This window comes from Bradyrhizobium sp. (assembly GCF_049581145.1).
Lineage (GTDB): Bacteria > Pseudomonadota > Alphaproteobacteria > Rhizobiales > Xanthobacteraceae > Bradyrhizobium.
In genome coordinates, this window is the sequence record NZ_JBAURI010000115.1 from 1 (window position 1) to 20,089 (window position 20,089).

Sequence of the window (20,089 nt, forward strand, 5' to 3'; positions counted from 1 at the left end):
CGCCAGAGGATCATGCGCGACCAGAAGGCAAAGCATGGTCACATGGGCGTCGCCGAGCGGGGCACCGTGGAATTGGTTGCGCACGAACGTCATCCGGCCCGCTCCTCGCGTCCAACCACGCGGTCAACCGCTTCATTTTCCGCGACAGGCCGATCTCGTCCATTGCTGATCTTGATCAAGGCACTCACCGAATTGCAGGTGCAGTGTCGAAGAAATCGCAGGGATTGGGAAGTCCTGAAACCCCAAAAACGGAGCAGGCTAGGCCAGTTACTCATCCCTCAGATTAGATATCTGAAACATCATTTATTGACACTTCAATATCATTAATTGTAGCGTATAGATGACATCAGATATCGGTTGGCGTCGGGATCCCTTCGGCAAAGGCAGGTCAATGATCACAGCAGCTCAATCGCGGGCTGCCCGGGCGCTGCTCGGCATCGATCAGCGCCGGCTCGCGAAATTGTCGGGACTTTCCCTGCCGACCATTCAGCGCATGGAGGCGAGCGAAACCATGGTCCGCGGCAACGTCGATTCGCTGGTCAAGCTGATCAGCGCGTTGGAAGCGGCGGGGATCGAGCTGATCGACGATGGCGCCGTCAGCCATTCGCTGGGGCGCGGCGTACGGCTGAAAGTTGTGCGAATGAAAGCTGCCGGTTCGGCCAAGACCCGTCGGGACCCTCGATCGGACAACAGCGGGTCAGGCAGACCAAGGGTGCGCAGATAATGTCGGCCATCATCTTGCAAATGGCATGCGTTGCCGGGCTGCTCGGCTCGGCGGTTCTGGCGATCGTTCTGAGCCGCTCAAAAGGTGCCACGGCCGTCATCTACGGCATGACGCTGGCGGTCTCGGCGCTTGCCCTGATCGCCTCCCTCCGCTGGCTGCTTGGCGCGACGGCAAGCGCCGCCGATCTGACGCTGCCGATCGGGTTGCCGTGGCTCGGTGCCCATTTCCGCCTCGACGCGCTGGCGTCGTTCTTTCTCGTCGTCGTCAATCTGGGCGGCGCCACCGCAAGCCTCTACGGCCTCGGCTACGGCCACCACGAGTCAGCGCCGCACCGCGTGCTGCCGTTCTTCCCGGCGTTTCTGGCCGGAATGAATCTCGTGGTCCTCGCGGACGATGCATTTTCCTTTCTGCTGTGCTGGGAATTCATGTCGCTTGCGTCCTGGGCGCTGGTCATGGCGCACCACCGCGAAACCGGCAACGCCAAGGCGGGCTATATCTATCTGGTGATGGCAAGCTTCGGCACGCTGGCGTTGCTGCTGGCCTTCGGCCTGTTGGCGGGACCTGCGGGGGATTATGGATTTGCCGCCATTCGCGGGTCGGCGCACACGACCCACGCCGCGGCTTTGGTATTGCTGTTGATGTTGCTCGGCGCCGGCTCCAAGGCCGGACTGGTGCCGCTGCACGTCTGGCTGCCGCTCGCGCATCCGGCCGCGCCGAGCCACGTGTCGGCGCTGATGAGCGGCGTGATGACCAAGGTCGCGGTCTACGGATTCATCCGCGTGGTGTTCGATCTGCTTGGACCGCCGACCTGGCCGGCGAGTGCCGTCGTCCTCTTCCTCGGCAGCGTCACCGCCGTGATGGGGATCCTGTATGCCATGATGGAGAAGGATCTCAAACGTCTGCTCGCCTACTCGACGATCGAAAACATCGGCATCGTCTTTGTCGGCCTCGGCCTGGCGCTGGCCTTCCAGGCCAACGGCATGAAGCTCGCCGCCGCGCTCGCCTTCACGGCCGCCCTGCTCCATGTGCTGAACCACTCCTTCTTCAAGAGCCTGCTGTTCTTTGGCGCCGGCGCCGTCCTGACGGCGACGGGCGAGCGCGACATGGACAAGCTGGGCGGCCTCATTCACCGCATGCCGTTCACGAGCGCAGCCGTTCTCGCTGGATGCGTCGCGATCTCCGCGCTTCCGCCGTTCAACGGCTTCGTATCCGAGTGGCTGATGTTCCAGGCCGTGCTGCAAAGCCCGGAACTGCCGCAATGGGCGTTGAAGATCATGGTGCCCGCGGTCGGCGCGATGCTTGCGCTCGCCGCGGCGCTGGCGGCCGCGTGCTTCGTCAAGTTCTTCGGCATTCCCTTCCTCGGACGTCCGCGCAGCCCGGCCGCCGAAAAAGCCGGCGAAGTCGACCGCTATTCGCAGGCGGCGATGTTCGTGCTCGCCGCGCTGTGTCTGTTGGCCGGCATCCTGCCGGGACTGGTGATTGACGCGCTGTCGCCGGTCTCGCTTGAAATCCTGTCCGGCCGGATGCCGATCCAGGCCGACGAAGCCTGGCTCTCGATCGCGCCGATCGCCGACAGCAAGAGCTCCTATAACGGCTTGCTGGTGATGGTCTTCATCACGGTCGCCGCTTCGCTTGCCGTCTACGTCATCCACCGCTTCGCCTCACGGGCGTTGCGGCGCGGTCCGGCCTGGGGCTGCGGCTTTGCCGATCCGACGCCTGCGGCGCAGTATTCCAGTGTCAGCTTCGCGCAACCGATCCGCCGCGTGTTCGGCGCCTTCGCCTTCGACGCCCGCGATCATGTCGAGATGCCGCCTCCCGGAGATACCAGGCCGGCGCGGCTTCGCATCGAATTGCATGACCGGATCTGGGAAGTCATGTATCAGCCGATCGCGGCTGCGGTCGCGCTGTCGTCGGAGCGGCTCAATCGCCTGCAGTTCCTGACCATCCGCCGCTATCTCAGCCTGGTCTTCGCAACCCTCGTCATGCTGCTGCTGGTGCTCGCGATATGGTCGTGATCTCGGACCTCCTGGTGCAGGGCGTACAGATGCTGCTGGTGCTGCTGCTCGCCCCGCTCTTGACCGGCTATGTGCGCAAGATCAAGGCGCGGCTGGTCCGCCGCCAGGGCGCTTCGATGCTCCAGCCCTATCGCGATCTCTTGCGGCTGTTGCGCAAGGAGGTGGTGCTGGCCGACAACGCCTCATGGCTGTTCCGCATCACGCCCTACGTGACGTTTGCCGCGATCTGGGTGGCCGCGGCGCTGGTGCCGACGTTCGCGACCGGGCTCTTGTTCAACTGGACCGCGGACCTGATCGCCATCGTCGCGCTGCTCGGAAGCGCGCGCTTCTTTCTGGCGTTGGCCGGGATGGATGTCGGCACCGCCTTCGGCGGCATCGGCGCCAGCCGCGAAGTCATGATCGCAACCGTCGCGGAGCCGGCGATGCTGCTCATCGTGTTTTGCATGGCGCTGGTCGCAGGTTCGACCCAGCTTTCCACGGTGGCCAATCTGCTGGCCTCATCCTATGTCGGATTGCGCGTTTCGCTCGGCATGGCGCTGGTCGCGCTCTTCATGGTGGCGCTCGCGGAGAACGGGCGCATCCCGGTCGACAATCCGGCGACCCATCTCGAACTCACCATGGTGCATGAAGCGATGGTGCTGGAATATTCGGGACGCCACCTCGCGATGATCGAATTCGGCGCGTTTCTCAAGCTCCTGCTCTACGTCTCACTGATCGCCTGCGTGTTCCTGCCGTGGAGGATCGCCGTGTTCGGCACGGGAGCGATGGCCTATGCCGTCGGCGCCGTCGCCTATCTGCTGAAACTCGCGGCCGCGGGATTCGTCCTCGCATTGTTCGAGACCGCTACCGCGAAGATGCGGGTGTTTCGCGTTCCGCAATTCCTGGGCGCGGCGCTGATGCTGGGGCTGCTCGGCACCCTCCTGCTATTCGTCTCGAGGAGCTTCTGATGCAGCTGCACAGCCTCTCCTTCGACATCTCGCATACGCTCGCAGGCGGCCTGGTCCTGATCAGCTTCATGATGCTGTACCAGGACCGGCTCTATTCGCTGCTCAACGTCTTTGCGCTGCATGCGCTGGTGCTCGCTCTGTCCGTCGCCTGGCAGGCCTATGTGCAGGACGCGCCGCATCTCTACATCACGGCGGCGATCGCGCTTGTCTTCAAGGCGATCGTCATTCCCGTGGCGCTGCACCGCATCGTCAGGCAGCTCGGCATCCATCGCGACATCGAATCGGCAGTGGGCATCGGCCCGACCATGCTGGCCGGAATGGCGCTGGTCGCGCTCTCGATGGTGCTGATGCTGCGGGTCACCGCCGAAGCCGATCCGCTGGCACGCGAGGATCTCGCCTTCGCGCTCTCCGTCGTGCTGCTCGGGCTTCTGGTCATGGTGACGCGCCGCAACGCCGTCAGCCAGGTCGTGGGCTTCATGTCGCTCGAGAACGGACTGGTGCTGGCGGCGACCGGGGCCAAGGGCATGCCGCTGGTGGTCGAGATCAGCGTCGCCTTCTCGATCCTGATCGCCTTCATCGTGATCGGCATATTCCTGTTTCGAATCCGCGAGCGCTTCGATTCCGTCGACGTCTCCGCGCTGGACGATTTCCGGGGCGAGCAGCGATGAGCGTCGCTTCATTCGACGCTCTCGCGGCGGTTCTCCTGATTCCGATCGGCTCGGCCGCATTGCTGGCCGCGCTGCCCGGCTATCGGCTCACGGCGCGGCTGAACGTCGTCGCCAGTCTTGCGACATTTCTGGCCGCGCTATCGCTGTTGGTGATCGACCGTCCGCAGCCCGGAACCTATGTGCTGGTCGACGACCTGAACATCGTCTTCATCGTGCTCAACACCTTCGTCGGCTTCACCACCAGCATTTTCAGCGCCAGTTACATCGCCCACGAGCTCGATAGCGGCCGCCTGACGCCGGTCTATTTGCGCTTCTACCACGCGATGTACCAGACCATGATGTTCGGCATGAACCTCGCATTCGTGTCGAACAATATCGGCCTGATGTGGGTGGCAGTCGAGATCGCGACGCTGACCACCGTGCTGATGGTCGGCATCTACCGCACCCATGCCGCGCTGGAAGCGGCATGGAAATATTTCATCCTCGGCAGCGTCGGCATCGCGCTGGCGCTGTTCGGCACCATCCTGGTCTACATGGCGGCGCGTCCGGTCGTCGGCGAAGGCCAGGACGCCATGGTCTGGACCATCCTGATCCAGCATGCCGCGAACTTCGATCCCGCGCTGCTCAACGTCGCCTTCATCTTCCTCTTGCTCGGTTACGGCACCAAGGTCGGGCTGGCGCCGCTGCACGCCTGGCTGCCGGATGCGCATGCCGAAGGTCCGACGCCGATCTCGGCCGTGCTGTCGGGGCTGCTCCTGAACGTCGCGCTCTACGCGCTGTTGCGCTTCAAGATCCTGCTCGCCGCCAACCCGATGGCGATCGCGCCCGGGCCGCTGATGGTGGGGATGGGCCTGATCTCGGTCGTGTTCGCCGCGTTCATGCTCTACCGCAGGCGCGACATCAAGCGCCTGTTCGCCTATTCCTCGATCGAACACATGGGCATCATCGTGTTCGCGTTCGGAATGGGCGGACCGCTCGCCAATTTCGCCGGGCTGTTGCACATGGTGATGCACAGTCTGACGAAATCGGCGATCTTCTATGCCGTCGGCCATATCTCGCAGATCAAGGGCACGCAGCGGATCGCCAGGATCCGCGGGCTGACGGTGACGCATCCGGCGCTGGGGTGGGGCCTCGTGATGGGCGTCATCGCGATCGCCGGATTGCCGCCGCTCGGCATTTTCATGACCGAGTTTCTGGTCGTGAGCTCGACCTTCGCGCGGCAGCCTCTGCTCGCGGTCGTGCTGGTGTTCGGGCTGCTGCTGGCATTCGGCGCGCTGACCTTGCGCCTGACCAGCATCGCGTTCGGCGCGCCGCGCGGCAGCACGGCCTCGGCCGAAGCATCCTATGTGCCGATGTTTGCACATCTGTCTCTGGTGCTGGTCGCTGGAATCTATCTTCCCGCGCCGCTTGTCGTCTGGTTCCAGCATGTCGCCGGCCTGCTCGGCTAAAGTGGAGAACTGCACAGAATGCCTTCGCTGATCGATCTCGGGCCCCAGGGCCTCAGGATAGAACGGCATCGGCCGTGGCCGCGAAGCGTGGTCGATGCCGCCACCTGGAAGGTCGCGATCGGCGAGCTCGCGCGCGGGCATTTGAGTCTGCTCGGGTTGTGGGGAGAAGCCGCGACGGTGCACTTGGCGATCGCCGACGAAGCCACCGCCGACATCGCCGTCATCAGCCTGGAGTGTCCCGACCGTCTCTATCCCTCCGTCGGTGCGCGTCATCCGCCGGCGATCCGGTTGGAGCGCACGATCGCCGATCTGTTTGGATTGTCGGCGGACGGCGCACCCGACAACCGCCCCTGGCTCGATCACGATCGCTGGGGCGTCTGCTTTCCGCTGGCGGGACGCATCGACGTGCCGGAGGAGGCGTCTGCCTATCCCTTCCTGACCGCGCAAGGCGATGGCCTGCACCAGATCGCGGTCGGACCGGTGCATGCGGGAATCATCGAGCCCGGACATTTCCGCTTCACCGCAAGCGGGGAGACGGTCGTGCGGCTGGAGCAGCGGCTCGGCTATACCCACAAGGGCATCGAGGGGCTGATGCGAGAGGCCAGTCTCGAGCGCGCCGTGCAACTGGCCGGACGCGTGTCGGGCGACAGCACCGTCGCGTACGCTTACGCGTTTTCCCGAGCTGCTGAGGCCGCGCTCGAGCTTGCGGTGCCGGAGCGCGCGGTCTGGCTGCGCGCCCTGCTCGCCGAGCTCGAGCGGCTGGCCAACCATCTCGGCGACATCGGGGCGATCTGCAACGACGCCTCGTTCGCGCTGCTGCATGCGCATTGCAGCGTGCTGCGCGAGAGCGTGCTGCGCGCGGCGGCGATCGCATTCGGCCATCGCCTGATGCGGGACATCATCGTGCCCGGCGGCGTCACCTGTGATCTGGACGAGACCGGACAGGCCGCCATCGTGGCGATGCTCCACAACATTCGCCAACGTTTCCCAGCCCTCGTCAAGCTCTACGACAACACCGCTTCGCTGCAGGATCGCACCGTCAATACCGGCGTGCTGAAGCCCGCGCTGGCCAGGCAATATGCCGCCGGGGGTTACATCGGCCGCGCGTCCGGCCGATCCTTCGATGCGCGCAAGACGCCCGGCTATCCGCCCTATGACGCGCTGCGTTTCGAGGTGCCGGTGCTGAGCGAGGGCGACGTCAATGCGCGGGTCTGGATCCGCGTCCGCGAGGCCGAGCAAAGTCTCTCGCTGATCGACCAGATCCTGGCGCAGCTTCCCCCGGGCTCGTTGAGCACGCCTGCGGGACACCGGCGGGAGCCGCGGGAAGGCATGGCCATCGTCGAGGGATTTCGCGGCGACGTGCTGGTCTGGCTGCGCCTGTTGGATGGCCGGGTCGACCGCTGCCACCTGCGTGACCCATCATGGCTGCAATGGCCGCTGCTGGAGGCGGTGATCGAGAACAATATCGTCGCCGACTTTCCACTCTGCAACAAGTCGTTCAACTGCTCCTATTCCGGTCACGATCTCTGAAGGGCACGGACATGCGCAAACTGCTGTTTCAAAGCCTGTTCCTCCCGCCACTGACCGAACCGGCGCCGGCGTCGGACGATACAGCGTTGGCCGAACTTGCGGCCGTTGTCGGCCGCGCCGCGCGGCAGCGGCTCGGCCGCAGCCTGTCGATCCGCGAGGTCGACGCCGGTTCCTGCAATGGCTGCGAGCTCGAGATTCACGCCCTCAACAATGCCTATTACGACGCCGAACGCTTCGGGCTGCGCTTCGTCGCCTCGCCGCGCCATGCCGATGTCCTGGTCGTGACCGGTCCGGTGACCAAGAACATGCGCGAGGCGCTGGAGCGCACCTATCACGCCACTCCCGATCCGAAATGGGTGGTCGCGGTCGGCGATTGCGGACGGGACGGCGGCTGCTTCGCCGGCAGCTACGCGGTGGTCGGCGGCGTCGCCGAGGTGATCCCGGTCGATCTCCATATCCCGGGATGTCCGCCGACACCGATGGCGATGCTGAAGGGACTGCTTGCGCTGCTCGAGAGCGCCGATACCGCCGTTACGTCCTGATGACGTTCGCGCGCTTGCAGCGGCTCACCGGATCCGCTCCAGAGTCCGCGAGGACGACGGCCGCGCCGCCTTCGGCTTCGCGGCATGCTCGCGCAGCCGCACGCCGCGGCCTCCGGTCGTGCTCGTCACTCCCGGATTGATCAATTCGATCCCGGCATGGTCGAGCGCGGAAACGAGCTTCATGAGCGAATCCACATTGCCGCGGATGACGCCGTCACTGGCTTCCATGCGCTGGATGGTCGGCACGGACAGCTCTGCCAGCTCAGCCAGTTCCCGCTGATCGATGTCCAGCAGCGCCCGGGCGGCCCTGAGCTGATTGGCGGTAATCATGGACTCGGTTCTCTCCAACGTGACCGGCCACAGCTAACCTGCATGAATAGCAGCTTCAAGCATCAAATTAAACGCGTGACATATCAGCTGGCCACGTTGGGCACCCTCGGGCGTTGCTCCTGTCGTCGACGTCTTCGCTGCATGGATGAGCTGGCCGCGCATTGGCGACGGGGAAACCGCAGCTCGAGCCCCGGGGTGCGACGCCGACGCGTCGTCCCCGGAACGACAGGCGAAAGTCACGCCGCGTCGCGATGCGCGGCGATGATCTGGTCGGCGGCGCGGCCGGTGACCTCGGCCATGTGGTCGAACTGCCGGGTAAAGCTGCCGGCGCCGGCGGTGGCCGAGCGCAGCTCCACGATCAATTCGCCGATCTCGGCCTCCGGCATCATGGCGCGGACGCAATCCCAGCCCGGCCAGCCCTCGCGGGTATCGAAGCCCAGGATCTGGCCGCGCCGCGCCGACAGAATGGCGTTGATCTTGGCGGTGGCATCGGTCGGACAGACGATCTCGACGGTGTGGATCGGCTCCAGCAGAACCGGCTGGCACTGCGGCAGTCCTTCGCTGACGCCGATCCGCGCCGCGGTCCGGAACGCGAGATCTGAGGAATCCACGCTGTGATAGGAGCCGTCGGTCAGCGTCACCTGCAGATCGATCACGGGAAAGCCGAGCGGGCCGCGCAACAGGCCATCGACCACGCCCTCCTCCACCGCGCCGATATAGTTGCGTGGCACCGCACCACCGACGACCTTTTCCAAGAATTTGAATCCCTCGCCGCGCGGCAACGGCCGGATCTCCAGCACCACGTCGCCGAACTGGCCATGGCCGCCGGACTGCTTCTTGTGCCGGCCACGCTGGATGATCGATTTGCGGATGGTTTCCTGATATCCGATCACCGGCGGATGAGATTTGACATTGACGCCGAAGCGCTCGCGCAGCCGCTCCAGCGCCACCCGCAGATGCATTTCTCCCTGGCCCCACAACACGGTGTCGTGGGTGCGGGGATTCTGCACCATGGTCAGCGACGGATCTTCCTCGTTGAGCCGCAACAGCGCCTGTCCGAGCTTGACGTCGTCCTTGCGATCGACGGCCGCGATCGACATCGACAGCACCGCCGGCATCGGGTCGATTTTGGCGAGTGCGGCCGGTGTGGTCTTGCCGCCGGAAAGCGTGTCACCGGTCTTGACGGCGTCGAGCTTGCCGAGCGCGATGGTATCACCGGCCTCCGCTGCGTTGCGCTTGGAATCGTGGCTACCGCTTACCGCAAGAATGCCTGAAACCTTGCCGCTCTCGCCGCAGGAGGCTTGCACCGTTGCGGCGTCGTCGAGATGGCCGGCGAACAGGCGGGTCAACGACAGTTTGCCGCCGTGCTGCAAATGCACGGTCTTGAACACATAACCCAGCGCCTCCTTCGATGCGGGCACGCCGAGCCGCCTTGCAGTCTCGGCCACGCCGGGTGCTTCGTGCCGCAGTGCCTTCAAAAGGCGCAGCACGCCGTTTTCGCGCAGGGCCGAACCGAGCAGCACCGGGCAGATCAGACCTTCCCGCAATTCGCGCGCCAGATCGTCGAACACCGCGTCGCGCGGCGGCTGGATATCCTCGAGCAATTGCTCCATCAGCGCGTCGTCATGGTCGGCGAGCTTCTCCAGCATCGAGAAGCGCGCCTCCTTCTCGCGGTCGAGATCGCCGCCTTCGAGCCCGATCACTTCGGAGGCCTTGTGCTCGCGGTAGACGAAGGCGCGCTCCAGCGCGAGATCGACGAAGCCTTCGATCAGGTCGCCGTGCCAGATCGGGATCTGCCGCAGCACCAGCGGGACGCGCGACGCCGGCTGCAGGACCGCGAGCGTCTCGCGGATGCGCTGGCTGGCGCGATCGATCTTGTTGAGGAACAGAAAGCGCGGGATCTTGAGGTCTTCCAATTCGCGCAGGATGAGCTGCAGCTGCGGCAGCTTTTTCTCATCGGCCTCGCAGACCACCACCGCGGCGTCGACCGCCGGTAGCGCTGCGCGCATGTCCTGCGCGAACTCCACCGAACCCGGACAGTCCAGGAAACTGTAGCTGTCGCCCATGAAGCTCGTCGTCGCGGCGGTCAGCGCGACGCTCATCTTGTGATGACGCGCTTCCGCGCTGGCATCGCCCACCGAGGTGCCGGCATCGACGCTGCCGGTGCGCGGAATGATGCCGGTGCGCGCCAATATTGCTTCGAGAAGGGTGGTTTTACCGCTTTGGAAAGGGCCCACCAGTGCGATGCACCGTGGACCGCGGGGACTTCTGACGTCTTGTCCCATTCGCCGCCTCCTTAAGTTGGAGCTCGGCCCTTGATTGGGTCGGCAAAGCAAGATGCTCTGCCTGCCGCCCGGATTTGGCAAGCGGGAAAACGTCGCGGCGGCGCATTGCAAATCGTTGGCGTTCTACATCCTCTCCGTTGTTCTACGGAAGGAGGCCGTACTTGAAGAGAAGTGAAAGGCGTTCGCGAAACCGTTAACGTCCCGGCCGCAGTTCCAGGCTTTCGAGGCCCGCGGCGACGTTGATGCCGACCTGGCCCTGCAGGCTGAGCGGCTGCAGCGCGATCGAATTGTTCGAGCCGCCGACCAGCATGTTGCCGCCAACGCCGACGCCGACCGAGGCGCTGCCCTGCGCGCCGGCATAGGTGCCGGAGAGATCGCCCTGGCCAAGCCGCGCCACCGGCGCATAGACGGCCCAGGCCAGCGCCGTTTCCTGGGTGATGCCGAGATCGACGCCGACCTTGCGGATGGTCGCGATATAGCGGTCCTCCGGCAGGCCCTCGACGCGCAATACGCAGCCGAGATTGGTGACGGACCCGACAACGAAGCCGATGCTGGCGCCGCCACGGCACTCGAGGACTCCGACCTGCACGCGGTCCTGCGCATCGGCGCGGGTGACAAAGAGGCCTGGGATGAAGACGGCCGTGACAAAGAGGGCAGACAGGCCGGCGGCAATCAAGGCTTTGGTGACAATGCGACGCATGAAGAAAACTCCGGCGCAAGAGGTGTGATGCGGGTAAAAAACGCGCTCAACGCGCGCTTTCTATGCCACAACATCCCTGATCGCGCCAAAGAAAATAGGCCAGCTCGCGCAGGCTTCTGTTTGTTTGTTGCCTGTTTGCTTAACCGCGATTGCCGGGCGGGCGATGGTGCAGACGGCGATCGGCATGAACGAGATGAACCGGCTGGAGCTCGAGGTCGGCGACCCCCGCCGCGAGGTTCACCCCGGTCTGTCCCTGCGTGCTGATCGGCTGCAGCGCGTAGGCGTTCGCCGGTCCCCCGACCAGGAAGTTGCCGCCGCCGCCGACACCGACCGACGCATTGGCCCCGATGCCGCCATAGGACCCCGCCAGCTCGCCGCGTCCATGTTTGACAAGTCTTGGTTTGACAAGTCCTGGCGTCGGCGCATTGACCTCCCAGGTAAACCGGGTTTGCTGGGTGACGCCGAGATCGAGTCCGAAGCGACGGACGGTTGCAAGATAGGCTTCGGGACGATGGCCTTCGCTGCGGAACACACATTCGAGGCTCGCCACCGAGCCGACGACAAAGCCGACATTCTGCCCGCCCTCGCAGTGCAGGATGCCGGAGGGAGCCGGCGGCGTGGCGTTGGCGTTTGCGAACGAGCCGACCAGCGCGGCGGTGGCGATCAGGAGGGACGGAAGTCGCATCTTTGTTATCTCCGCGAGACGAATTGAAAACAGCGGAGTACAGGGAGGTAACCGCCATGTTCGAAACAAGGCGGTTCCCGGGCCGAGAAGCGGTTGAAGCAGGATGTGGCTTGACGACCTTCTGGTACGACTGCGTCGCAACTGCTTCAGCCCTCGTCCTCAGGAGCTTGCGCCAGCAAGCGTCTCGAAGGAAGAGGCCCGGAAACTGGCCAGCGTGGGCTCATGGTTCCCTCCGGGTGATGCGAAGCTTCCGCCGAGACGGCGCGTGCGCGCCAAGTCACCATGATGGTTTGGCGAGACTACCGCAGATTGCCGCAAAACCGCTGGATGCGCTTGCAGGCGTCATCGAGGTCGGAGTTCTTGGTCGCGTAGGAAATCCGGAACGCCGGCCCAAGACCGAACGCGGATCCCTGCACGACAGCGACGCCTTCGGTCTCCAGCAGCTCGGTGACAAAGTCCTCGTCATTGCCGATCGTCTTGCCCGACGGCGCGGTCTTGCCGATGGTGCCCGCGCAGGACGGATAGACATAGAATGCGCCCTGCGGCCGCGGACATTCGATGCCTTTGGCCTGGTTGAGCATCGACACCACGAGATCGCGCCGCTCCTTGAACGCCTTGTTGTTGACGGGGATGAAATCCTGCGGACCGTTGAGGGCTTCGACCGAAGCCCATTGCGCGATCGAGCAGGGATTTGAGGTCGATTGCGACTGGATGGTCGCCATCGCCTTGATCAGTTCGGCCGGACCGCCGGCATAGCCGATGCGCCAGCCCGTCATGCAATAGGCCTTGGACACGCCGTTCACCGTCAGCGTGCGGTCGTAGAGTTTCGGCTCGATCTGCGCCGGCGTCGTGAATACGAAGTCGTCATAGACGAGATGCTCATACATGTCGTCGGTCATGACCCAGACCTGCGGATGCTTCACCAGGACATCGGTGAGCGCCTTGAGCTCGGCCCTGGTGTAGGCAGCGCCGGTCGGGTTCGATGGCGAGTTGAGAATGATCCACTTGGTCTTCGCTGTGATCGCCTTTTCCAGATCATCCGGCTGCAGCTTGAAGCCGTGCGCGGCGGTGCAGACCACAGGGACGGGCTCGCCGCCCGCGAGCGCCACCATCTCCGGATAGCTCACCCAATAAGGCGCGGGGATGATGACCTCGTCACCCGGATTGATGGTGGCCATCAGCGCGTTGTAGAGCACCTGCTTGCCGCCAGTGCCGATGATGACCTGGCTCGGCTTGTAGGTGAGGCCGTTCTCGCGCTGGAACTTGGCGATGACGGCCTGCTTCAATTCGGGGATGCCGTCGACCGCCGTGTACTTGGTCTTGCCGGCTTCGATCGCATGGATCGCCGCCAGCTTGACATTGGCCGGCGTGTCGAAATCCGGCTCGCCTGCGCCAAGGCCGATGACGTTGCGGCCCGCGGCTTTGAGCTCGCGTGCTTTATCCGTGACCGCGATGGTCGCGGACGGCTTCACACGATCGAGCGCAGCGGACAGGAACGGCATTTTCAGCTCCTTGCGGGCGTCATGACCTCAGGCGTCATGACTCTATTGAAGGGGGAACGACGCACCCTAAGGCGTGTGCCGCAGCACCGCAAGAAGCTTCGGCGGCGATGGCAAAACTTTAGGGATCGTTAAAGCGGCACCGCTACGGTCGGCGCAACATTCATAAATTTCCGCGGCAAAATGACTCATATGTGGCAAGGACCCTGGCAAGCAAAATGGCAAGCTCTGCGATCCGGCGACTGGCTGACGCCCGCGCGTGCGCGCGGCTACAGCCTGATCCTGCTCGTGCTCTGCGCGGTTGCGATCATCGGTTGGATTGCAATCTCCGACGGCTTGATCGACCGCAACGGCAAGCCGATCGGGACGGATTTCTCCAACGTCTATGCCGCAGGCGAATTGACCTGGCAGGGCCGTGCCGCCGACGCCTATCAGCCCGCGCTGCAGCACGAAGCGGAGAAGGCCACGTTCGGCGGACGCGAGGTCCCATTCTTCGGCTGGCACTATCCGCCGTTCTTCTTCGCGGTGGCGGTTGTCGTCGCCGCACTGCCCTACGCGTGGGGGCTCACGCTCTGGCTGATCGCCAGTCTTGCGGCCTATCTCGCCGTCATCCGCGCGATCCTGCCGCGCGCCGAGACGCTGTTGACGGCTGCAGCCTTTCCCGCCGTGTTCGTCAATATCGGCCACGGCCAGAACGGCTTCCTGACCGCGGCGCTGCTCGGCTGTGCGCTGCAGCTCATTGATCGCAGGCCCTGGCTCGCCGGCGTCTTGATCGGACTGCTCGCCTACAAGCCGCAATTCGGCGTCATGATTCCGATCGCACTCGTTGCCGGCGGAAGATGGAGCAGCATTGCTGCCGCAGTCGCAACTGTTGCGGTGCTGATTGCGGTCAGCTTCGTCGCACTCGGCACTGGCATCTGGCATGCCTTCGCCGATTCCATGCAATTCACGCAAACGGTCGTGCTCGAGCAGGGCGGCACCGGCTGGGAGAAAATTCAATCGGCATTCTCGGCGGCGCGCAATTGGGGCGCCGACATTCGAACTGCCTATGCGATCCAGATCGCGCTCGGGCTCGTGCTTGCAGCCAGTGTCGCCTGGCTGTGGCGCAGCGACAGCGCATTCGAATTGAAGGCCGCAGGCCTTGCAACCGCAAGCCTGCTGGCGACGCCCTATGTGCTCGACTACGATCTCGTCGTGCTCGCCATCGCCATCGCCTTCGTCGCGCGCCACGGCTTCATATACGGCTTCCGCGACTATGAAATCAGCGTGTTGGCCGCGGCGTGGCTCACGCCGCTGCTGACGCGCGCCGTCGCGGGAATCACTGGGATTCCGCTCGGACTGATGGTGCTTTTGGCCCTGCATCTGTTCATCATGCGGCGCGCGCTGCACGATCGCGAAGCTGCGACATTCGCCGACGCGCCGATAGCGCAAGCGTGATCTGAATTGTTCGGATGTACTGGAAAGATTTTTCGCGTCGTTGCACTGCAGTAGAGGTTTTAAACTTTTTAAGGTAACCGGGCCTTGCGGCGCTTGCCCATCCGCATCATTGTTTGGCCGCGTTGCGGGGTGACAAGCCCGTCGCTCGCTCCACCGGTCGAACACGGCAGAATGTACAAGCTCTATTCCATGCAACGCTCCGGCAACAGCTACAAGGTCCGCCTTGCGCTGGCGCTATTGAACATGCCCTATCATGCCATCGAGATCGATATCCTGCGCGGCGAGAGCCGCACGCCGGAGTTCCTCGAAAAGAATCCGAGCGGTCAGGTCCCGCTCCTGGAGGTCGGCGACGGGCGCTATCTCGCCGAGTCCAACGCGATCCTTTGGTTTGTCGCCGACGACACGCCGCTGTCGCCGGACTCGCACATCGAGCGCGCCGAGGCGCTGCAGTGGATGTTCTTCGAACAACATGCGCTGGAGCCGAACATCGGCGCGGCCTATTTCTGGCTGGCGTTGGTGAAAGGCGGCCGCGACCTGCAGACGCACGCGCTGGAGGACTGGATGGAGCGCGGCTATGGCGCCTTGCAGGTGATGGAAAACCACCTCGAGAGCCATCCCTATTTCGCAGCGGACCAGTTCACGGTCGCCGATATCGCGCTCTACGGCTATACCCATGTCGCGGATCATTGCGACTTCGACCTCTCGACCTTTCCGGCGATCCGCGCCTGGCTCAGGCGGGTGGAACAGGTTCCAGGGTTCGTCCCGATGGACTGGCGGCCGGACGAAATCGACGACCGCGCGAGCCTCGCTGCCAGCGCGTGAACAGTAGGGAAAGCGGGCAAGAGTTCACAATAGCGGGTAAAAGGTTGCATCCTGCCCCGATTTGGCCGTTTTTCACCTCGTGCGCCGCCGTAATCTTGCCGGGCCTCGTTGCGAGTTTGGTTGGCATTGCGGGTGATTCGCCCGCGCCTCGCGTAAGGAATATCCGGCCATGACACGGTCGCCCGGCGCCGACGGCTTCAACAGCCGCAGCGCACCCGCTGTTTCGTCTCGCATGATCGATGCCGTGGCAGCGTCACTCGCGCTTGGCGCGTTTGCGCTCTGCGCCGTGACGGTGATCTCGATCAAGGTCAGCATGGCGATGCCGTTCCATCCCTGAAAGCTGTTATTGAAAGCCATTTTGGCAGGGCCAATCGCACCATTTCACGACGACGGGCGGTGCCGGGCATGGCGTTTCCGGCGGCGATGAAATCGCCCGTCCTGCTGGTTGCCGTCACGCTGGCACTGGCCATCCTGTTGGCGGCCTCGTTCCTGATCGCGACGGGAACACGCGGCGAAGAAGCCCCTGAACAAGCCCCTTGGGCCGCCGTCCCGGTAAAAGCTCCAACCGTGCCGTCGGTGCCATGAGCGCAACCGCGGAGGTGCGGTTGCACGCGTGCGGTCCGAAAAGGCGGGAACCTCGGAGCCGGCCGGGCTTTAAATCGAACTGAGCGGGAAAGCCGCAGATCCGACCGCTGCTCGTTAAGCTGGCTCGCGGAAAGTTTACCAGGGCCACAACGATCGGCCAGGTTGAGTGGCCTGAATTGTCGCGGCAGCGAGGAAAGGCAATGCAATTCGCGTGGCGTGCGATGTCCGGCCCAGCCCTGGCGGCGGCTACGGTGCTGTTCGCCTTCCTCATTGACCGCTATCTGGTCGCCGTGCCCAACCCGGCGCCGCTGTTGATCTGCATCGTCGCGTTCGCCGGCTCGCTCTCCGGACTCGGCTCGGGGGCGATTACCGCGGCGATTGCCATCGTGTGTTCGGCGCTCGTGTTTTTCGACCACCGCGAGACCTCGGGCTACGACGCCATCGACCTTGCCCGGCTGTCCCTGCTGGCGATTGCTGCGGGCGCCACCGCTTCCATCACCGGACTGTTGCGGCAAAGACTGCTGGATTCCTTCGCGCAGGAGCGCCAGCATCATGCGACCGACGAACGGCTGTCGGCCGCGCTCGACCAGGTCGACATCGGCATCGTGCTGCTCGATACCGATAACCGGGCCGAGTTCATCAACCGCGCCTTCCGCAAATATTTTGCGCTTGCCGACGAGAAAGCCAGTTCGAAGCCATCCTTGATCGCACTGCTGTATCAAGGGCGCGACACCGGCGCCTATGAGCTGCCCGAGGAGGAATTGAAAGCCTTCATCGCAGACCGCATGGAGATGGTGCGTGCCGGCGATTCCACCCCGATCGATATCAAACTCAGGGACGGCAAGGTGCTGCGGTTCCACTGCACGGCGCTGCCCGAGGGCGGGCGTATGCTGGCCTACATACCGGAGACCGATGTGGTCCGTCACACCGACGACCCGGCGCTCGCCGATCACTATCGGTCGCTGCGCGGCGCGAGCCGCAATCCCGTTCTGTCGCAGCAAATCCGCGCCGCGGAATAGAAGCAAGCCAAGGCGCCGAACGACGTTGATCCCGAGGCGCCTGGTCCAATGAGGTGACACCACCCGCACGCGCACCTCGTTGAAAGCCGAAATGTCCGAGGACACGTCCATTCGCTTCGTGACCCAGCGCGACCATGCCAGTTGGGGTCGCTGTAGAAAGCCTACAACGTTTCGACCGCAAGCTGTTTTGATGGTTCTGGCGCGGGACGCAACCGGGCCCTCGATCGCGCCGGCCTGGTGCAACATCATGCTGTCACGGCCGCGTAACAAAGCATGGCTACGCTGCCGGCGCGTCTGATCAGGGCCCCCCGTCACAGATCAAGCGCCCAGCGGTCCCCGTCAGTCGCCGCGTCTGACCGGGACCGCACTTTTTTGTGAGTTCGGCTGTCGGGCCGGATCCCCGCGGTCGATTTTGGATATCTCGCCATTCCCACACAGCTTGTCGCTGCTGGCCAGAACCGGCGCGCCTTGCGGCCGGCGGGGTCGCGCGGCAAAATGCCCGCCCCGCCCCGGTTTCCAGACAGGACCACTTCATGCAAATTCGCAATCTCGGCGGCTCCGGCCTGCGCGTGTCCGCCGTTGGCCTCGGTTGCAACAATTTCGGCCAGCGCACCGATCTCGAAACCTCGCGCAAGGTGATCCACAAGGCGATCGACCTCGGCATCACGCTGTTCGACACCGCGGACATCTATGCCGGCATGGGCGGCTCGGAGACGGTGCTCGGCGCCGTACTCGGCGACCGCCGCAAAGACATTGTGCTGGCGACGAAATATTCCAAGCCGATGGCTGTCGACGGTACCAGGCAGGGCGCGTCGCGGCGCTACATCATGAGCGCGGTCGAGGCCAGCCTGACGCGGCTGAAGACCGACTACATCGATCTCTATCAGCAGCACGATTATGACCCGCTGACGCCGATCGAGGAGACCTTGCGCGCGCTCGACGACCTCGTGCGCCAGGGCAAGGTACGCTACATCGGCAATTCCAATTTTCCGGCCTGGCGCATCGCGCAAGCCGAGCATGTGGCGCGCGCGATGAACGTCAACCGCTTCGTCTCCTGCCAGGACGAATACAGCCTCGTGGTGCGCGACATCGAGAAGGACCTGCTGCCCGCCGCGCAGGAATACCGGCTCGGGCTGTTGCCGTTCTTTCCGCTGGCGAGCGGCCTTCTGACCGGCAAGTACAAGCGCGGCGCCGCCGCACCGGACGGCACCCGATTCGCCAAGGCGCCCGCCTTGCGCGACCGCTACATCACGCCACGCAACGAGGACATCGCCGAGAAACTGCAGACCTTCGCGCAGGCACGGGGCCACACCATGCTGGAGCTCGCCTTCTCCTGGCTCGCCGCGCGGCCCCAGGTCGCAAGCGTCATCGCCGGCGCCACCCGCGTCGAGCAGGTCGAGCAGAACGTGAAGGCGATCTCATGGAGCTTGAGCGCGCAAGACACGGCAGAGATCGATCAGATCACGAAGTGAGCCGTTATTCCGGGGCGATACGAAAAGCATCGAACCCGGAGCGACCGCCCTTCACGCCTTCAGCGCAATACCAAAAATTAAAGCCTCGGTCTGTATGCTCACAGCGAAGTCACACAAGCAGGCGGTCTCACGTTTCAAGCGATCGAAGGATTGTCCGTTCATTCATATTCTTGATCTGGAAACGGACTGCGAAACCCGCTGGGCGTCACACCCGGAATGAAGGAATGAGAGCTCATCCACATTCTTGATGCGAACCAGCTCAAGCAAATCCTTCGCCATGAAAGGACCTGTGACTTCAAAGTGAAAGCATTGCCTTCTGATGCAGGCGCGTCACTGCAAATCCGCGCTGCACGACCCTCGATGCAAGCCGCCACCCAAGAACTGAGACGTGATGCAGGTCCTTGAACGTTGAGCCGCCGCGAACGCCTGCGCGCGCGGCCAGGATCTCACGAGGTTGCCCGCCCCACGGTCTGGCGAACCTCGAAACCTTCGAACTGCGGCGGACCGAGATAGAGCGGCTTGTTGCCGCCGGCGCGCTGATGCGCCGCGCGGAACGCTTCCGATTTGGTCCAGGCCTCGAAGGCCGCGTAGTCGGCCCAGACCGTGTGCGAGGCGTAGAGTGTGTGATCCTCGGCCTCGGGCCCCTTCAGCAGATGAAACTCCACAAAGCCCGGCACCTTCTCGAGATGACTGTCGCGCGACATCCAGACCTGCTCGAAGTCCGCCTCGGATCCCTTGGCAACGCGAAACCGGTTCATTGCGATATACATGAGACGATCCTCTCCTGATCCTGCCGGTGCCGGGTCCAGTCACCGACACCAATGTCGTATTTATCTGATGATGATCCGCCCGCGTGTCAGCAATCCGACAATTCAGGCGCCGGAAGCGGCCGGTTCGAAGGTTAGCAAGAGTTACGCCACCATGCGCCACACGACCAGCGCGTTATGCCACCAGCCCTTGCATCGGCCGCGCTGCGGCGCTGTCGGGGAACACGCTTCGAGCAAGCACGCTCTCGCTGATGCCGAGATGATCGGCCAGCACGCCCTTGATGACCGCGCGCAAATCGGTGGTCGGCGCCAGATCGCGGGCTTCATAAAGGTTCGCGGGCCTCAAGGTTGGCCAATCCGAAATGACACGGCCACCCCTGATCGCGCCGCCCGCGAGCAGCGCGATGGTGCCGGTGCCGTGATCGGTCCCCTCGGTGCCATTGATGCGTGCGGTGCGGCCGAACTCCGTCGCGACCACGACGGCAGTGTCGCGCCAGCGTTCGCCGAGCCCGCTTTCGAACTCCGCCAGCGCGCCGTCGAGGCCGGAGAGCAAGAGAGCCAAACGCCCGACCGGACCGCCCTCATTGGCGTGGGTGTCCCAGCCGTCGAAGGCC

General features: G+C 64.1%; 20 protein-coding genes. 13 read left to right on the forward strand and 7 right to left on the reverse strand.

Annotated features, from left to right (window positions below; genetic code table 11):
• Nucleotides 1–391 precede the first annotated feature (391 nt).
• From WCB02_RS03695 to WCB02_RS03725, 7 genes are read left to right on the forward strand one after another with little or no spacing between them, the layout of a single operon-like run.
• Nucleotides 392–724, forward strand: coding sequence for a helix-turn-helix domain-containing protein (locus WCB02_RS03695; RefSeq protein WP_423956484.1), 333 nt, complete (start codon nt 392–394; stop codon nt 722–724).
• Nucleotides 724–2,739, forward strand: a complete 2,016-nt coding sequence (gene hyfB, locus WCB02_RS03700; protein ID WP_423956485.1) for a hydrogenase 4 subunit B — start codon at nt 724–726, stop codon at nt 2,737–2,739. Before WCB02_RS03695 ends, hyfB begins: the two co-directional genes overlap by 1 nt.
• Nucleotides 2,730–3,686: a respiratory chain complex I subunit 1 family protein gene (locus tag WCB02_RS03705; protein ID WP_423956486.1), complete on the forward strand. Its 957-nt coding sequence runs from the start codon at nt 2,730–2,732 to the stop codon at nt 3,684–3,686. Before hyfB ends, WCB02_RS03705 begins: the two co-directional genes overlap by 10 nt.
• Nucleotides 3,686–4,354: a hydrogenase-4 component E gene (locus WCB02_RS03710; RefSeq protein ID WP_423956487.1), complete on the forward strand. Its 669-nt coding sequence runs from the start codon at nt 3,686–3,688 to the stop codon at nt 4,352–4,354. The genes WCB02_RS03705 and WCB02_RS03710 overlap by 1 nt, the downstream gene beginning before the upstream one ends.
• On the forward strand, nt 4,351–5,802 hold the full coding sequence (locus WCB02_RS03715; RefSeq protein WP_423956488.1) for a hydrogenase 4 subunit F: 1,452 nt from the start codon (nt 4,351–4,353) through the stop codon (nt 5,800–5,802). The genes WCB02_RS03710 and WCB02_RS03715 overlap by 4 nt, the downstream gene beginning before the upstream one ends.
• An 18-nt stretch (nt 5,803–5,820) precedes the next feature.
• A complete protein-coding gene (locus tag WCB02_RS03720) occupies nt 5,821–7,332 on the forward strand; it encodes an NADH-quinone oxidoreductase subunit C (RefSeq protein WP_423956489.1) in 1,512 nt (503 codons plus the stop codon).
• Between the two features lie 11 nt (nt 7,333–7,343).
• Nucleotides 7,344–7,874: an NADH-quinone oxidoreductase subunit B family protein gene (locus tag WCB02_RS03725; RefSeq protein ID WP_423956490.1), complete on the forward strand. Its 531-nt coding sequence runs from the start codon at nt 7,344–7,346 to the stop codon at nt 7,872–7,874.
• A 24-nt stretch (nt 7,875–7,898) separates the two neighbouring features.
• On the opposite strand, the gene WCB02_RS03730 is transcribed toward WCB02_RS03725, so the two are convergent.
• The 5 genes from WCB02_RS03730 to WCB02_RS03750 all read right to left on the reverse strand — a co-directional run bounded on the left by WCB02_RS03730 (nt 7,899) and on the right by WCB02_RS03750 (nt 13,376).
• Nucleotides 7,899–8,204 carry a helix-turn-helix domain-containing protein gene (locus WCB02_RS03730; protein ID WP_423956491.1) on the reverse strand — a complete coding sequence of 102 codons (306 nt, stop codon included), beginning with the start codon at nt 8,202–8,204 and terminating at the stop codon, nt 7,899–7,901.
• 236 nt (nt 8,205–8,440) lie between these two features.
• Complete coding sequence (locus WCB02_RS03735; RefSeq protein WP_423956492.1) at nt 8,441–10,489, reverse strand: elongation factor G; 2,049 nt, start codon at nt 10,487–10,489, stop codon at nt 8,441–8,443.
• Between the two features lie 193 nt (nt 10,490–10,682).
• Nucleotides 10,683–11,189, reverse strand: coding sequence for a DUF992 domain-containing protein (locus WCB02_RS03740; RefSeq protein WP_423956493.1), 507 nt, complete (start codon nt 11,187–11,189; stop codon nt 10,683–10,685).
• 139 nt (nt 11,190–11,328) lie between these two features.
• A complete protein-coding gene (locus WCB02_RS03745; RefSeq protein WP_423956494.1) occupies nt 11,329–11,874 on the reverse strand; it encodes a DUF992 domain-containing protein in 546 nt (181 codons plus the stop codon).
• A 299-nt stretch (nt 11,875–12,173) separates the two neighbouring features.
• Complete coding sequence (locus tag WCB02_RS03750) at nt 12,174–13,376, reverse strand: pyridoxal phosphate-dependent aminotransferase (RefSeq protein WP_423956495.1); 1,203 nt, start codon at nt 13,374–13,376, stop codon at nt 12,174–12,176.
• Nucleotides 13,377–13,565: 189 nt separating this feature from the next.
• Here WCB02_RS03750 and WCB02_RS03755 point away from each other — a divergent pair, with 189 nt between their 5' ends.
• The 6 genes from WCB02_RS03755 (at nt 13,566) to WCB02_RS03780 (ending at nt 18,708) form a co-directional block, all read left to right on the forward strand.
• The gene (locus WCB02_RS03755; RefSeq protein WP_423956496.1) at nt 13,566–14,810 is read left to right on the forward strand and encodes a glycosyltransferase family 87 protein; all 1,245 of its coding nucleotides are present in this window, start codon (nt 13,566–13,568) and stop codon (nt 14,808–14,810) included.
• A gap of 171 nt (nt 14,811–14,981) precedes the next feature.
• Nucleotides 14,982–15,632, forward strand: a complete 651-nt coding sequence (locus tag WCB02_RS03760; RefSeq protein WP_423956497.1) for a glutathione S-transferase family protein — start codon at nt 14,982–14,984, stop codon at nt 15,630–15,632.
• A 169-nt stretch (nt 15,633–15,801) separates the two neighbouring features.
• Entirely contained in the window at nt 15,802–15,969 is a 168-nt protein-coding gene (locus WCB02_RS03765; protein WP_423956498.1) for a hypothetical protein, read from the forward strand.
• A gap of 68 nt (nt 15,970–16,037) precedes the next feature.
• Nucleotides 16,038–16,217: a hypothetical protein gene (locus WCB02_RS03770; RefSeq protein WP_423956499.1), complete on the forward strand. Its 180-nt coding sequence runs from the start codon at nt 16,038–16,040 to the stop codon at nt 16,215–16,217.
• A 200-nt stretch (nt 16,218–16,417) separates the two neighbouring features.
• Entirely contained in the window at nt 16,418–17,236 is an 819-nt protein-coding gene (locus WCB02_RS03775; RefSeq protein ID WP_423956500.1) for a PAS-domain containing protein, read from the forward strand.
• Nucleotides 17,237–17,769: 533 nt separating this feature from the next.
• Nucleotides 17,770–18,708, forward strand: a complete 939-nt coding sequence (locus WCB02_RS03780; protein ID WP_423956501.1) for an aldo/keto reductase — start codon at nt 17,770–17,772, stop codon at nt 18,706–18,708.
• 446 nt (nt 18,709–19,154) lie between these two features.
• Here the strand turns inward: WCB02_RS03780 and WCB02_RS03785 are convergent, their stop codons facing one another.
• Together WCB02_RS03785 and WCB02_RS03790 are read right to left on the reverse strand one after the other, a co-directional pair.
• Entirely contained in the window at nt 19,155–19,478 is a 324-nt protein-coding gene (locus tag WCB02_RS03785; protein ID WP_423956502.1) for an antibiotic biosynthesis monooxygenase family protein, read from the reverse strand.
• Between the two features lie 172 nt (nt 19,479–19,650).
• On the reverse strand, nt 19,651–20,089 hold a 439-nt coding region (locus WCB02_RS03790), incomplete at its 5' end, for a DUF1501 domain-containing protein (RefSeq protein ID WP_423956503.1).